We start from the raw sequence: 14,824 nt of genomic DNA, 5'->3' as shown, positions 1-14,824 counted from the left end.
AATCGGGCCTATTCGGGCCTATTCGGCCTGGTGCACCGAGGCTTCGGACTCGTTACCCGCCGTTTTACCCGCCGTTGCTGCGCGCTTGGCGCGCTGCTGCAAGATCCGGGTGCCGACTGCGGCTATCACGACCCCGATCAGCAGCACGATGGTGAGCGCGGTCCAGGGGAACTGCGGCGTGCTCAGCTGGTGTAGGAAATTCTGCGCCGAGACCACCGGGTTGCCGGTCTTGGCGTTGTCTTCGCCGATCTCTAGGGTGGACCGGGGGAAATGGCTGCTGTAGGAACCGACGAACGAGGGGCTGAGCACCAGCACGGTCGCGTCGGGATGATCGGAACCTATCACTGTCGCGACGTCGCGCAGCGGCGGGTCGTTGGGCGGGTTGCGGTCGAGCACCACGATCTTGAGGTCGATGCCGCGCTCGCGGGCCTGGTTGACCACCTGACGCAGCTGCGACGCCACAGCCGGTGGCGCGCTGACCGAATCGGCGTCGACCTGTGCCCGGACCATCGCCAGGCACTGATCGGGCGGGGTGGACGGGTCGGCCCCGACGGTGCTGCAGATTTCGCCGGGAATGTACAGCGGCGCATTCCAGGTGGTCACGCCGCAAGACGCTACCGCGTCAGCGGGCGGGCCGGGCCCGCGGACTGCGCCTTGGCCAGGTGACAGCATCGCCGGGCGCGACGAGACTGGTGTCTCGGATACCTCAAGAATGCAGGACAACCGCACTGCTACAGTGACGCCCGCCGTCGAGATCGCTCGTCGACGGGTGAACCAAATCCCGGGAGTTGATGTGACCAGCAATTCGGTGAATTCATTCGAAGCCCGCGACACGCTGCAGGTCGGCGACAACACCTACCAGATCTATCGGCTGCACGCAGTTCCCGGCGCCGAGAAACTTCCCTACAGCCTTAAAATTCTCGCCGAGAACCTGCTGCGCAACGAGGACGGCAGCAATATCACCGCGGACCACATCCGGGCCCTCGCCAACTGGGACCCGGCGGCCGAGCCCCGGGTCGAAATCCAGTACACGCCGGCCCGGGTGGTGATGCAGGACTTCACCGGCGTGCCGTGCATCGTCGATTTGGCCACCATGCGCGAGGCCATCGCCGACCTCGGCGGCGACCCCGGCAAAGTCAACCCGCTGGCGCCGGCCGACCTGGTGATCGACCACTCCGTGATCGCGGACCTGTTCGGCCGCAGCGACGCATTCCGGCGCAACGTCGAACTGGAATACCAGCGCAACGGCGAACGCTACCAGTTCCTCCGCTGGGGTCAGGACGCATTCTCCGACTTCAAGGTGGTGCCGCCCGGCACCGGTATCGTCCACCAGGTCAACATCGAATACTTGGCGAGCGTGGTGATGGCACGCGAAAGCGCCGGAAAAATCACCGCATACCCCGACACCTGCGTGGGCACCGACTCACACACCACAATGGTCAACGGCCTGGGCGTGCTGGGTTGGGGCGTCGGCGGCATCGAAGCGGAGGCGGCGATGCTCGGCCAGCCGGTGTCGATGCTCATACCTCGGGTGGTCGGGTTCAAACTCACCGGTGAAATCGCACCCGGGGTCACCGCCACCGACGTCGTACTCACGGTCACCGAGATGCTGCGCGAGCACGGCGTGGTCGGCAAGTTCGTCGAGTTCTACGGCGAAGGTGTGGCCCGAGTGCCGCTGGCCAACCGCGCCACACTGGGCAACATGAGCCCCGAATTTGGTTCTACTGCAGCGATTTTCCCGATCGACGAAGAGACTATCCGCTACCTGCGATTTACTGGGCGCAGCGCGGAGCAGGTGGCGCTGGTCGAGGCCTACGCCAAGGACCAAGGCCTGTGGCACGACCCGGCCCACGAGCCGCGGTTTTCTGAATATCTCGAGTTGAACCTCTCCGACGTGGTGCCTTCGATCGCCGGGCCCAAACGTCCACAGGACCGCATTCCACTGTCCCAAGCCAAGTCCGCCTTCCGCGAGGTACTGCCGAACTACGTCGGCGGCGCCCCGCAGACGACGACGTACTCCAAGGTCGACGAGGCCGTCGATGAGACTTTTCCCGCCAGCGACCCGGCATCGCTGTCTTCTAACGACAACGGCGGCGCCCCGGTACACGCGGGGCCTCCACACTCCAACACCCGCCCCAGCAAACCGGTCCGGATCACATCCGACGAACTCGGAGAGTTTGTGCTCGACCACGGTGCGGTAGTGATCGCCGCCGTCACGTCGTGCACCAATACCTCCAACCCCGAGGTGATGTTGGGGGCAGCACTTCTCGCTCGTAACGCCGTCGAAAAGGGCTTGACATCTAAACCGTGGGTGAAGACGACGATGGCCCCGGGTTCCCAAGTGGTCAGCGACTACTACGAAAAGGCCGGGCTGTGGCCGTATCTGGAAAAATTGGGCTTCTACCTGGTGGGCTATGGCTGCACAACGTGCATCGGCAACTCCGGCCCGCTGCCCGAAGAGATCTCCAGGGCAGTCAACGACAACGACCTTTCGGTCGCCGCGGTGCTGTCGGGCAACCGTAACTTCGAGGGCCGGATCAACCCGGACGTCAAGATGAACTACCTGGCGTCGCCGCCTCTGGTGATCGCCTACGCGCTGGCCGGCACCATGGACTTCGATTTCGACTCGCAGCCGTTAGGTAAAGACCACGACGGCAACGACGTCTTCTTGCGCGACATCTGGCCGTCGCAGCAGGAGGTCTCCGACACCATCGCCTCGGCGATCAACCAGGAAATGTTCACCAGGAATTACGCCGATGTGTTCGCCGGCGACGAGCGCTGGCGCAACCTGGCTACACCCAGCGGCAGTACTTTCCAGTGGGATCCGCAGTCGACCTATGTGCGCAAACCGCCGTATTTCGATCGCATGTCGGTTGATCCCGAGCCGGTCGGCGACATCACCGGTGCCCGGGTGTTGGCTCTGCTCGGCGATTCGGTGACGACCGACCACATCTCTCCCGCCGGAGCGATCAAGCCGGGTACTCCGGCGGCGCGATACCTCGACGAGCACGGCGTGGCCCGGTCGGATTACAACTCCTTCGGTTCGCGGCGCGGCAATCACGAGGTGATGATTCGGGGCACCTTCGCCAACATCCGGCTGCGCAACCTACTGCTCGATGACGTCTCCGGCGGGTACACCCGCGACTTCACCCAGTCCGACGAAAACGGGCAGGCGCCGCAGGCGTTCATCTACGACGCAGCGCAAAACTATGCAGCGCACAATATTCCGCTCGTGGTGTTGGGCGGCAAGGAGTACGGCTCGGGTTCGTCGCGGGACTGGGCGGCCAAGGGCACGCGGCTGCTGGGGGTGCGCGCGGTGATCGCCGAGTCGTTCGAGCGCATCCACCGGTCCAATTTGATCGGGATGGGAGTGATCCCGCTGCAGTTCCCGGCGGGCACGTCGGCCGCGACATTGGGTCTCGACGGCACCGAGGTGTTCGACATCACCGGTATCGCGGTGCTCAACGACGGCAAGACGCCACAGACGGTGCACGTCAAGGCCACCAAGACCGGGAGCGCTCCGGTGGAGTTCGACGCGGTGGTGCGCATCGACACTCCCGGGGAAGCCGACTACTACCGTCACGGCGGCATCTTGCACTACGTGTTGCGCAACATGTTGCAGTCACACTGACGGAGTAGAGGTGCCCAAGGTCAGCCAGGGCCGTCTGGCGGCCCGCCGCCGGCAGATCCTCGACGGCGCCCGCCGCTGCTTGGCCGAGTACGGGTATGACAAGACCACGGTACGTCGGCTGGAACAGGCCATCGGGCTGTCTCGGGGCGCGATCTTTCACCATTTCCGCGACAAGGAGACGCTGTTTTTCGAGTTGGCCCGCGAAGACGCCACCCGGATGGCCGCGGCGGCATCCCGGGAGGGTCTGATCCAGGTGATGCGGAACATGCTCGCGACGCCCGAACAATTCGGTTGGTTGTCGACACGTTTGGACATCGCACGCAAGCTGCGCACCGATCCCGAATTCAGCCGGGGGTGGCAAGAACGCTGCGCAGAACTGGCCGAGGCCACGGCGGATCGGCTGCGCCGGCAAACGCGAGCCGGCCGGGTGCGCAGCGATGTCCCCGCCCAGGTGCTGCAGTGCTACCCGGACCTGGTTCTGGACGGGTTGGTGGCCTGACTGGCCGCCGGTGCAGACCCGCAGCTCCTGGACGCCGTGCTCAATCTGGTCGAAGGCTCGGTATGACCGAGCTAGCAGTGCCGCAACGATATTCGGCTAAAACTCGCCGGAATCGGCAGCTACTTCGACCGGGTGCGGTGGTTGGGCCCGCCCCGGCCGCGCATCGCGGCGCCGGATTCGCGCAGCATACTGTGAATCGATCCGTACGACCTGCCGGTGGAAGCCACCAGCTTACGAATACTTTCTCCTCGTTCGTAGGCCCTGCGCAGCTCGAGCAGCAATTCCTCGCGCGCCTTCGTCGACTTCCTCATGGGCGTTTCCCCGGTTCACTCTGATTCCCCAACGCACCCAGCGTAAGAAGTCGTCGTCGGAACGGGATCAGATTCGACGAAATCGTGCCGGCCGAAGAGCCGGTGTCAGGCCAACTCGATGAGATCCCGATACTCCTCCGACCAATAGTCTTCGGTGCCGTCGGGCAGCACCACGACACGCTGCGGATCGAGCGCCTCGGCCGCCCCGGGGTCATGGGTCACCAGCACCACCGCGCCGGTGTAGCTGCGCAGCGCGTCGAGCACCTGCTCCCGCGACGCGGGATCGAGATTGTTGGTGGGCTCATCGAGCAGCAGCACGTTCGCGGTGGAGGCCACCAGACCGGCCAGTGCCAATCTGGTCTTCTCCCCGCCGGACAACGTGCCGGCAACCTGGTCGAGCTGGGCACCGCTGAACATGAACGCGCCGAGCAGACCGCGCAAATCCTGCTCGCCGGAATCCGGCGCCGCGTGGCGGATGTTCTGCCAGACCGTCGCGGCGCTGTCCAGGGTGTCGTGCTCCTGGGCGAAATAGCCGATCTTCAAGCCCTGGCCGGACTGCAACACTCCGGCGTCGGGGCGTTCCACGCCCGCCAGCAGCCGCAGCAATGTCGTCTTGCCCGCACCGTTGAGTCCGAGGACCACCACCCGTGACCCGCGGTCGACGGCCAGGTCGACTCCGGTGAACACTTCCAGCGACCCGTAAGTCTTGGTCAACCCGTTCGCCACCAGCGGGGTGCGTCCGCAAGCGGCCGGACTCGGAAACCTGATCCGGGCCACCTTCTCAACCACCCGATCCTCGTCGAGTTCAGCCATCAACCGGTCAGCACGCCGCAACATGTTCTGCGCCGCAACAGCTTTAGTGGCTTTAGCGCCGAGCTTGGCAGCCTGGGTACGCAACGCGGCGGCTTTGCGTTCGGCGTTCGCCCGCTCCCGACGGCGGCGCTGCTCGTCGACCGCACGGGCGTCGAGGTATTTCTGCCAATCCATGTTGTAGACGTCGACCGCGCCACGCGTGGCGTCGAGGAACCACACCCGGTTGACGACGTCGGCCAGCAGGTCGACGTTGTGGCTGATCAGGACGAGCCCGCCGGTGTGCGCCCGCAGGAAATCCCGCAGCCACCCCAGCGAATCGGCATCGAGGTGGTTGGTCGGCTCGTCGAGCAGCAGCGTGGTGGTCGATCCCGACCCACCGGCCCCACCGTCGGCGGCCGCGAACAGGATGCGCGCCAGCTCCACCCGCCGGCGCTGGCCACCCGACAGTGTGCGCAACGGTTGGGTCAACACCCGTTCGGGCAAGCCCAGGCTCGCGCAGATCCGAGCGGCCTCGCTTTCGGCGCCGTAGCCGCCAAGCGCGGCGAACCGCTCCTCGAGCTGGCCGTAGCGGCGGATCGCACGGTCGCGGTCGGTGTCGTCGGCGATCTCGGCCATCAGCACCTGTTGCTTTTCCAGTTCCGTCAACAAGGTGTCCAGGCCACGCGCCGATAACACCCGGTCACGGGCGACCACGTCGAGATCGCCCTCTCGGGGATCTTGCGGAAGATAACCGATTTCGCCGCTGCGGATCACCGACCCGGCATAGGGCTCCCCTTCACCGGCGAGGATGCGCAGCGTCGTGGTCTTGCCGGCGCCGTTACGCCCGACCAGACCGATGCGGTCGCCGGGCTGTACCCGCAAGGCCGGGCCGTCAGCGCACAGCAGCGTGCGCGCGCCAGCGCGGACCTCGAGGTCCGTTGCCGTGATCACAGTCACTCTCCCTGCGGAATTCGACCTGGGTAACGCGCGCCGGAGCCTGGTTACGTGTCATCGGTGAACACCGGTGGCCGCTTTTCGGCACGCGCGGCGACCGCCTCTTCGAAATTGCCGGTGAGCAGCCGAACAAACAGCTGTCCTAAGCCCTCAGCCTGCATATGCCCTTCCAGGCTAGCGGCCTCCAGCCCACTCCACAGTGTGCGTTTGGTCAACTCGATTCCCGGCCGGGAGAACGCGGCGATGCGCTCGGCCATCTCGTAACACGTCTCCAGTAGCTGGGCACCGGGCACCCGGCGCGACACCAGCCCGATCCGTTCGGCCTCCTCGGCGTCGACGTCGCGTCCGGTGAGCATGAGCTCAAACGCCCGAGAGGTCCCGATAGCCCGGGGCAGCAAATAGCTCAATCCCAATTCGCTGGCGGTCAGGCCGTTGTTGATGCCGGCGGCCCGGAAATACGCCTCGGTCGACGCCACCCGGATGTCGGCGGCCAATGCCAGGCAAAGTCCTCCGCCGATCGCGGCGCCGTTGACCGCGGCGATCACCGGTTGATGCAACCGCCGCAGCCCGAGGATGACGTCATCGAGAATCTCCATCGAGCGCAGCGCGTAGGTCGGCCGAGTCAGTCCCTCGACGTGCGGCACCCGGCCCGCCGATTTCTGGTCGGCGCCCGACGAGAATCCGCGGCCCGCCCCGGTCAGCACGACCACCCGTACCGAGTTGTCGTAGCTGACCTGGCGCAGCACCTCTCTGAGCGGCACCATGACGTCGAAGGCCATGGAATTCATCCGCTCCGGCCGGTTGAGGGTGATCAAGGCGACCGACGGCCGCGGACGGTCTAGCAGGACCATGCTCACCGTTGCACGGTAACCTGCCCGCCTGGCGACGATGCAGACCGCGTAGCGGTCTGAGGAGGAGCCAGGCCCATCAGGCCCCGCCTGGCGACGATGCAGACCGCGTAGCGATCTGAGGAGGAGCCAGGCCCATCAGGCCCCGCCTGCGCTCAGCTGTGATCGCGCTCCTGCGCCGCGATCGCGGCGTCGATGTCGAAGTCTTTGATCTTTTGCACCAGCTCCTCCAACGCGGCCGGTGGTAGTGCGCCGGCCTGGTTGAACACCAGCTTGCCTTTCTTGAAGGCCATCAGCGTCGGGATGGACCGGATCTGGGCGGCCGCAGCCAGCTGCTGCTCGGCTTCGGTGTCGACCTTGGCGTAGACGATGTCGGGATGTTTTTCCGACGACGCGGCAAACGTCGGCGCAAACGCCCGACACGGGCCGCACCAGGACGCCCAGAAGTCGACGAGCACGATCTCGTTGTCGTTGATGGTGTCGTTGAATTGTTCAGCGGTCAGGTCACGTGTAGTCACCTTGTGGCCAACGTCGCGAGCCGCTCTGCTGTTCCCGACGCCAGGCCCGGCGAGCTAGCAGCCGCAGGCCGTTGAGCGCCACGATCACGGTCGATCCTTCGTGGCCGGCCACCCCCAGCGGCAGCGGCAGCTGCCCGAACAGGTCCCAGATCACCAGCACGGCGATGAATATCGTCGCGATGAGGAGATTGGCGATCACGACCCGCCGGGCCCGCCGGGCCAGCGCAATGATCGTCGCGATGCTGTGCAGCTCATCGCGGACCGTGACAGCGTCGGCGGTCTGCAGCGTGAGATCGGCGCCGGCCACCCCCATCGCGACCGACGTGGCGGCGGCCGCCATCGCCGGCGCGTCGTTGATCCCGTCGCCGACCACCAGCACCCGGTGCCCGTCGGCCTGCAGCTCGCGCACCACGTTGACTTTCTGCTCGGGCAGCAGTCCGGCCCGCACGTCGACGATTCCGGTCTCGCCGGCAACCCGAGCAGCGGCGCCGGCGTTGTCGCCGGTCAGCAGTACCGGCGGCGCACAGGTCAGTGCGGTCAGGGCGGCAACAGCGTCCGTGGCGTCGGGGCGGATCTGGTCGGTCAGCGCCAGCGTCCCGACCGGTGTGCCGTCCAGCGCCACCGTGACAACCGTGGCGTCGGCGTCCTGGCCGGCGATCGAGCGGTCCGGGCTGCCGACCTCGACGAGCCGCTGCTCGACAACGGCCCGCACGCCGCGGCCGGGCAGCGCGCGAAACCCCACCGCCGCCGGGAGCGCGATGCCGCGATCGTGGGCGGCCGCGACAATGGCCCGACCGAGCGGGTGTTCGCTGAGTTGCTCGGCGGCGGCGGCCAGTTGCAGAAGCCGGCCGTCATCGAGGCGGTCCGGACCGGCGTGCGGCGTGACGGCGGTCAACCGGGGTAAGCCCCTGGTCAGCGTCCCGGTCTTGTCGAGAGCGACGACACTGGTGTCCGCCAGTTGTTCGACGACGACCGCGGATTTGAGCAGCACACCATGCCGGCCGGCGTTGGCGATCGTCGCCAGCAACGGCGGCATGGTGGCCAGCACCACCGCGCACGGCGATGCCACGATCATGAACGTCATCGCGCGCAACAGCGTTGCCTGCAACGGCGCACCGAGCAGCAGTGGAACGGCGAACAGGACCAGTGTGGCCGCCACCACCCCGACCGAGTAGCGGCGCTCGATCCGCTCGATGAACAGCTGGGTGGTGGCCTTGGTGGCCGACGCCTGGGCCACCAGTGCGACGATGCGGGCCACCACGGTCTGCGTCGAATCGCGGATGACCTTTACCTGCAGGGCACCGGAACCGTTGAGGGTGCCGGCGAAGACCTCGTCGCCGCGCGTCTTGGGCACCGGAAGCGGCTCGCCGGTGATCGAGGACTGGTCGACCTCGGAGCATCCGGCCACCACTGCGGCGTCGGCGGCGATCCGCTCCCCCGGGCGCACCACCACGCGGTCACCGACGGCCAGTTCGGTGGCGCGCACCGTTCGTTCGCGGCCCGCGGCGTCGATGACCACGGCCTGATCGGGGGTCAGGTCCAGCAGCCCCCGGACCGAGTCCGCGCTGCGTTTGGTGGCCAGATCTTCGAGCGCACCGGAAGTGGCGAAGATGACGATCAGCAGGGCGCCATCGACGATCTGCCCGATCGCGGCCGCCCCGATCGCCGCGACGATCATCAAAAGATCCACGTCGAGGGTCTTCTCGCGGAGCGCAGCGATGCCGGTCCGTGCCGGGCCCCAGCCGCCGGTGAGGCCGCAGGCCAGGTACAACGCCCACCATACGGCGGCGGGCGCGCCGGCCAGCGCGGCGGCCAGGCCGGCCAGGAAGAGCGCCAGCGCGGCCGTCGCCCAGCGCGCCGATGGCACCGACCACACCGCCTCGCCGACACGGCCGGGACGAAGCTGCGGAACCCGGGTGGCGTCACGAGCGGAAGTCACGGCACGGAGTGTATACATGTCGAGGTCTACATGTATCAATAGGCTTGGCGCGCGTGGTTCAATAAGACGATGGGACACGGAGTGCAGGGCCGCACACCGCCGGCGACACTGGACCCGCTTGCGGCCGGCAAAGTCGCCGAGACGCTGCAGGCGCTGGCGTCGCCCACCCGTCTACTCATCCTGACCCGGCTGCGGCAATCGCCGTGCTCGGTGACCGACCTCTCGGCGGCGGTCGGGATGGAGCAGCCCGCCGTCTCCCACCAACTTCGGCTGCTGCGCAACCTCGGTCTGGTCGCCGGTGATCGCAGCGGGCGCAGCATCGTCTACCGGCTTTACGACAATCACGTCGCCGCGCTGCTCGACGAGGCGGTCTACCACATCGAGCATCTGCGCCTTGGCGCGCGCGACACCATCGCGTGAGCCGCACCCGCGCAGCCGATCAGGTCACCTGGTCGTCAAATGGTCGTCAAATGGTCGTCAAATGGTCATCAAATGGTCGTCAAATGGTCGTAGTCGCCACGGACCCAGGCGGCGTGGCGGGCGGCCGAGCGTTGGACCACCGCCCGGCCGTCGCTGTCGATGGAATTCGTAAACAGGCCATAGATGCGGTCGAACTCCAGCGTCGCCAGGGTGTCGGCCATGCGCAGCACCACCGCCGCAGACAGCGGAAGCCGGTTGGGATAACTGCGCAAAAAGCCGACCGTCCGCCGATCGGGATTAGGAAAGATGGTATCACCGGCCAGCAGCACTCCACGCCCGTCCGCACCGTCGCCCCAGCAGGCGACCGCACTGCCGGGGAAGTGACCACCGACCCGGACGACACGAAGCGACGCAGTCAGCTCCACAGTGTCCGACCACTGCCGAATCACCGGGTCCGGGCGCATCACCCAGTCGGCATCGGCGGCATTGACATAGACCGGGACGCCGCCCAGTCGGTGACTCCACTCGACTTGTGCGCCGTACATGTGCGGATGACTGGCGACAATCGCGACGACCGGCCCGCGCTCGGCCACCGCGGTCACTGCGGCATCGTCGAGGAAGCCGGGGGGATCCCACAGCACGTTGCCACCGTCGGTGCACACCAGTTTGCCCAGCTGTCCGATTCCGAACACCGGCGAGCTGCCGATCGCGACGAGCCCCTCCTCGATGTCACTGACCTGCGAACGCATTCCGTCGGCCGCCAGCTCGTCCAACGTCGTCCACTGCTGACCCTCGCGGGGCACCCATTGCCGGTCATCAGCGCAGATCGCGCAGATCCTCGAGGGTTTGGCATGCTCGACACCACAAGTTCTGCACAACCAGAACATGGCACAACTGTAATGTACGAGCCGTTCTTAGACGAGATAATCTGGTGCGCAGCGGCTCTCGCCGTACCACAGACCACGTATCCTACGGTTTCGTTACCGTAGGTTATGGGCGCGGCGCCCCGGTCACCGAACACTGAGCCCGCAGTTGGCCCCCACGCACCCGGCACGGCGAACCCACACGGTCAACGCGCCTGCTGACGAATTTACCCACGGCACCGCCAAGTTACGGTTGCGTATCCAGCTCCCTATCCGACACACTGCGTTCAAGGCTTGGCTGAGAAGGGAAAACCGTTGGGGCACTACATTGCCAATGTCCGCGATCTCCGGTTCAATTTGTTCGAGGTCTTGCACATCGACACGATCCTGGATTCGGGGCGCTATCGCGATCTCGACACCGACACCGTTTGCGCGATGCTCGACGAGGTCGCGCACCTGGCCGAGGGTCCACTCGCTGAGTCGTTCGCCGACGCCGATCGCAACCCGCCGGTGTTCGACCCGATTAGCCACACCATTGAGGTGTCTGCCGAATTGGCCAAATCGGTACAGGCAGTCAAAGACGCCGGATGGTGGCGCATCGGGCTAGCCGAAGAGATCGGCGGGGTGTCTGCGCCGGCACCGGTGACTTGGGCGATCAACGAGATCCTGCTGGGTGCCAACCCGGCTGCTGCGTTCTTCTACGATCTCGGTCCGGCGATGGCCAACGCACTGTACCTCGAAGGCACCGAGGAGCAGAAGCGTTGGGCAGCAATCGGCCTGGAACGCGGTTGGTCGGCGACCATGGTGCTGACCGAGGCCGACGCCGGCTCCGACGTCGGGGCCGGCCGCACCAGGGCGATCCCCCAACCGGACGGCAGCTGGCACATCGAAGGCGTCAAGAGGTTCATCTCCGGCGGCGACGTCGGCGATACCGCCGAGAACATCTTCCATTTGGTGTTGGCCCGCCCCGAGGGCGCCGGTCCGGGAACCAAGGGGTTGAGCCTGTTTTACGTACCCAAGTACCTTTTCGACCCGCACACTTTCGAGCTGGGCTCCCGAAATGGGGTTTTCGCTACCGGCCTGGAACACAAGATGGGGTTGAAGGCTTCTCCGACCTGCGAGTTGACCTTCGGCGGCCACGGGATTCCTGCCGTCGGTTATCTGGTCGGCGACGTGCACGACGGCATCGCCCAGATGTTCACCGTGATCGAGCACGCGCGCATGACGGTCGGCGTCAAAGCCGCGGCCACGTTGTCCACCGGCTATCTCAACGCGCTGGCGTTCGCAAAACAGCGGGTGCAGGGCGTCGATCTGACCCGGATGTCCGACAAGGCCGCGGAGCGCGTCACGATCATCCACCACCCGGATGTGCGCCGGAGCCTGATCACGCAGAAAGCCTACGCTGAGGGCTTGCGGGCGCTCTATCTGTACGCCGCGGCACACCAGGACGACGCTGTCGCACAACAAGTATCCGGCGCCGACGCCGAGATGGCGAGTCGGGTCAACGACCTGTTGTTGCCGGTCGTCAAGGGCGTGAGCTCGGAGCGGTCCTACGAAATCCTGACTGAATCGCTGCAAACACTGGGAGGTTCGGGCTTTCTCACCGATTATCCCATTGAGCAGTACATCCGCGACGCCAGGATCGATTCGCTCTACGAGGGCACCACGGCAATCCAGGCACTGGACTTCTTCTTCCGCAAGATAATCCGCGACCGCGGTGGGGCGCTCGAGCATGTCACGTCCCGAATCAGTCACACCGTCGATACCTGCGATGCCGCTCTACGCCCCTGTGCCGCATTGCTTCGCACCGCACTCGACGACGTCACGTCGATGACGGCAACTCTGACCGGGTACCTGATGGCCGCCGGGCGCCAGCCCACGGAGATTTACAAGGTCGGACTCGCCTCGGTGCGCTTCCTGCTCGCGGTCGGCGACCTACTCATCGGTTGGCGGCTCCTGGTGCACGCGCAGATCGCGCGCGCCGCGCTGACTACCGGGCCGGCACACGCCGAGTCGTTCTACCGAGGCAAGATCGCCACCGCCGAATTCTTCGCCAAGAACATGCTTCCGAGGCTGACCGTCTTGCGCGGCATCCTCGAGACCCTCGACGACGACATAATGCGCCTTCCCGAGACGGCGTTTTGAGCGCTCGGCCAACGAGGACCGGTTTCACTGTGCGCACACGGCGACGATCGTCGGCGTGTCGCCCCCCGGGAATCACCTTCGACGTCTGGCACCCACCAAGCCGCATAGCCGCCGGATGCTTTTGATCGCACGGCGCCTTCCACACCCAGTTGATCCGCAGCTCGTCGACCAGACCGGTGCCGATCAGCGCGACGGTGCCCTCCTCGCCCTCTTCGGGCTCAACCCGTAAACCAGTCCCAGGTCGACGACGTCGCGCATCGCCTCCTCGACGTCGGCCAGCAACGCGTCATCCGATGCGACGGTGTCGCTTATCCTTGACCTCCTCGAAGCGTTCGGTCGCCTGCGCCAGTGCGTCCCTGGACGCCATCCAGCCCGGCACGGCGCGCAGGAGGTGCGGGTGGCGTTGCCCAGCCAATCGACGCCCGCGCAGGCCGCCTCGATCGCCGACATCGACGCCCGACTGGACCGGCTGCTGGCGTCCCGATTCGTCACCACCATCGGGTTCCATCTGTTCGCGGTTGGCTTCGACCCCGAAGGGCAGGCGGTCCAGACGTCGGCGTACCGCCGTCAAGGTGCGGGTGAGATCGGCCAAGCGAGCGCACAGGCCATCGACGGGGCATCGACGGGGCATCGACTCCGTGCGAAAGTGTTGTTAGCCCCGGTTTTGCACGCAACTTGGCGTGACACGCTGTTGAATTAGCGAAAGTGCCTGTCCTGCAAGGGATAATAAGACTTATCTAGGGTCCATCATTCCGAAGCGGAGGCACTTTCTAGGTGAAGGGTAGCGCAGGGGTCTCTCGGGTGAAAGTCTCGGCGGACGGTCATGGTGTGGTGTCGCACGCCGGTGTGGGCATGTTGCGTGAGGTTGCCGATCTGACCGGGCTGTCGGCGCAGGTCACCGCGGCGTTGGCCGACACCTATAAGGGGCGGTGGATTCATGCCCCCGGTGATGTGTTCGCCGATCTGGTGGCCGCGGTCGCCGACGGCGCGGACTGCGTGGATGGGGCCGGCCAACTGTGGGGCGACCGCGAGCAGGCGTTCGGGCCGGTGGGCTCCACGACCACGCTGTGGCGACTTGTCGATGGGCGCATCGATGCCGCTCACCTACCGCGGATCCGGGCCGCCCGTGCCCACGCCCGTGAGCAGGCCTGGGCCGCCGGCGCCGCCCCCGACCATGACGGCTGGCTGCACCTGGATGTGGATGCCACCATCTGCGTCGATCATTCCGACAACAAAGAAAACGCCGCGGCGACCTGGAAGAAGACCTTCGGGTTTCACCCGCTGCTGGTGTTTTTGGACCGACCCGACATCGCCGGCGGGGAGGCGCTGGCAGGGCTGCTGCGGGCCGGCAACGCGGGGTCCAACACCACCGCCGACCACATCAGCGTGCTCGAGCAGGCGCTGGCGTCGCTGCCGGTGGCCTTTCGGCCCGGCCCCGATAACCCCGATGCCCCCAAGGTGTTGATCCGCTCGGATTCGGCCGGGGCCACCTACGGGTTCGCGGCGGCCTGCCGCGCAGCAGGGGTGGGGTTTTCTTTGGGCGCCACGATCACCGCGCCGGTCCGCGATGCCGCTGAGATGCTCACTGCCACCAACAGCTGGTATCCGGCCATCGAAACCGACGGCGGCATCCGTGAGGGCGCTTGGGTGGCCGAGGCCACCGAGCTGGTCGATTTGACCAAATGGCCACCCGGCACCCGGTTGATCCTGCGTAAGGAACGCCCGCACCCAGGCGCGCAACTAACGTTCACCGACTCCGACGGGCACCGGCTCACCGGGTTTCTCACCGACACCGCCGACGGGGTGATTCCGGGCCAGCTCGCCGGGCTGGAACTACGGCATCGCCAACACGCCCGCGTGGAAGACCGCATCCGCCAAGCCAAGGCCACCGGCCTGCGTAACCT

Annotated in this window: 12 protein-coding genes and 2 pseudogenes; 6 read left to right on the top strand and 8 right to left on the bottom strand. The window is 66.3% G+C overall.

Annotation, left to right across the window (positions count from 1 at the left end):
• Positions 1-18 precede the first annotated feature (18 nt).
• Positions 19-564, bottom strand: coding sequence for a DUF6676 family protein (locus tag F6Q13_RS03935; RefSeq protein WP_367141036.1), 546 nt, complete (start codon positions 562-564; stop codon positions 19-21).
• Between the two features lie 229 nt (positions 565-793).
• Here F6Q13_RS03935 and F6Q13_RS03930 point away from each other — a divergent pair, with 229 nt between their 5' ends.
• Both F6Q13_RS03930 and F6Q13_RS03925 read left to right on the top strand, forming a co-directional pair.
• On the top strand, positions 794-3,631 hold the full coding sequence (locus F6Q13_RS03930; protein ID WP_293052537.1) for an aconitate hydratase: 2,838 nt from the start codon (positions 794-796) through the stop codon (positions 3,629-3,631).
• A gap of 10 nt (positions 3,632-3,641) precedes the next feature.
• Positions 3,642-4,196: pseudogene (locus tag F6Q13_RS03925) on the top strand (TetR/AcrR family transcriptional regulator).
• Positions 4,197-4,249: 53 nt separating this feature from the next.
• Here F6Q13_RS03925 and F6Q13_RS03920 read toward each other — a convergent pair.
• The 5 genes from F6Q13_RS03920 to F6Q13_RS03900 all read right to left on the bottom strand — a co-directional run bounded on the left by F6Q13_RS03920 (position 4,250) and on the right by F6Q13_RS03900 (position 9,429).
• Positions 4,250-4,441, bottom strand: a complete 192-nt coding sequence (locus F6Q13_RS03920) for a helix-turn-helix domain-containing protein (RefSeq protein WP_293052534.1) — start codon at positions 4,439-4,441, stop codon at positions 4,250-4,252.
• Between the two features lie 105 nt (positions 4,442-4,546).
• Positions 4,547-6,184: an ABC-F family ATP-binding cassette domain-containing protein gene (locus F6Q13_RS03915; RefSeq protein WP_293052531.1), complete on the bottom strand. Its 1,638-nt coding sequence runs from the start codon at positions 6,182-6,184 to the stop codon at positions 4,547-4,549.
• Positions 6,185-6,234: 50 nt separating this feature from the next.
• Entirely contained in the window at positions 6,235-7,077 is an 843-nt protein-coding gene (locus F6Q13_RS03910) for an enoyl-CoA hydratase (protein WP_293052672.1), read from the bottom strand.
• Positions 7,078-7,190: 113 nt separating this feature from the next.
• Positions 7,191-7,553: a thioredoxin gene (gene trxA / locus F6Q13_RS03905; protein ID WP_293052528.1), complete on the bottom strand. Its 363-nt coding sequence runs from the start codon at positions 7,551-7,553 to the stop codon at positions 7,191-7,193.
• Complete coding sequence (locus F6Q13_RS03900) at positions 7,540-9,429, bottom strand: heavy metal translocating P-type ATPase (RefSeq protein WP_293052669.1); 1,890 nt, start codon at positions 9,427-9,429, stop codon at positions 7,540-7,542. Before F6Q13_RS03900 ends, trxA begins: the two co-directional genes overlap by 14 nt.
• A gap of 132 nt (positions 9,430-9,561) precedes the next feature.
• On the opposite strand from F6Q13_RS03900, the gene F6Q13_RS03895 reads away from it, so the two are divergent.
• Positions 9,562-9,912 carry a metalloregulator ArsR/SmtB family transcription factor gene (locus tag F6Q13_RS03895; RefSeq protein ID WP_293052525.1) on the top strand — a complete coding sequence of 117 codons (351 nt, stop codon included), beginning with the start codon at positions 9,562-9,564 and terminating at the stop codon, positions 9,910-9,912.
• 68 nt (positions 9,913-9,980) lie between these two features.
• Here the strand turns inward: F6Q13_RS03895 and F6Q13_RS03890 are convergent, their stop codons facing one another.
• Positions 9,981-10,799, bottom strand: coding sequence for an MBL fold metallo-hydrolase (locus tag F6Q13_RS03890; protein WP_293052522.1), 819 nt, complete (start codon positions 10,797-10,799; stop codon positions 9,981-9,983).
• A 291-nt stretch (positions 10,800-11,090) separates the two neighbouring features.
• Here F6Q13_RS03890 and F6Q13_RS03885 point away from each other — a divergent pair, with 291 nt between their 5' ends.
• Entirely contained in the window at positions 11,091-12,920 is a 1,830-nt protein-coding gene (locus tag F6Q13_RS03885; RefSeq protein ID WP_293052519.1) for an acyl-CoA dehydrogenase, read from the top strand.
• Between the two features lie 139 nt (positions 12,921-13,059).
• On the opposite strand, the pseudogene F6Q13_RS03880 reads toward F6Q13_RS03885, so the two are convergent.
• Positions 13,060-13,232 (bottom strand): annotated as a pseudogene (locus tag F6Q13_RS03880) (metal-sulfur cluster biosynthetic enzyme); the annotation flags it as partial.
• Between F6Q13_RS03880 and F6Q13_RS03875 the strand changes: the two are divergent.
• The gene (locus F6Q13_RS03875) at positions 13,222-13,620 is read left to right on the top strand and encodes a hypothetical protein (protein WP_293052686.1); all 399 of its coding nucleotides are present in this window, start codon (positions 13,222-13,224) and stop codon (positions 13,618-13,620) included. The pseudogene F6Q13_RS03880 and the gene F6Q13_RS03875 sit on opposite strands and share 11 nt — an antisense overlap.
• A gap of 74 nt (positions 13,621-13,694) precedes the next feature.
• Positions 13,695-14,824 (top strand): IS1380 family transposase (locus tag F6Q13_RS03870; RefSeq protein ID WP_293052516.1); only part of this gene is annotated, 1,130 nt, incomplete at its 3' end.

Source organism: Mycobacterium sp., assembly GCF_008709575.1.
Taxonomy (GTDB): Bacteria; Actinomycetota; Actinomycetes; order Mycobacteriales; family Mycobacteriaceae; genus Mycobacterium.
Note: the sequence above shows the minus strand (reverse complement) of the source record. Positions and strands in the feature narration are given on the sequence as shown.

Excerpts from the sequence above, each read along its gene's own strand:
- F6Q13_RS03920 (WP_293052534.1), bottom strand. The coding sequence starts at position 4,441 with ATGAGGAAGTCGACGAAGGCGCGCGAGGAATTGCTGCTCGAGCTGCGC.
- F6Q13_RS03890 (WP_293052522.1), bottom strand. The coding sequence starts at position 10,799 with ATGTTCTGGTTGTGCAGAACTTGTGGTGTCGAGCATGCCAAACCCTCG.
- F6Q13_RS03895 (WP_293052525.1), top strand. The coding sequence starts at position 9,562 with ATGGGACACGGAGTGCAGGGCCGCACACCGCCGGCGACACTGGACCCG.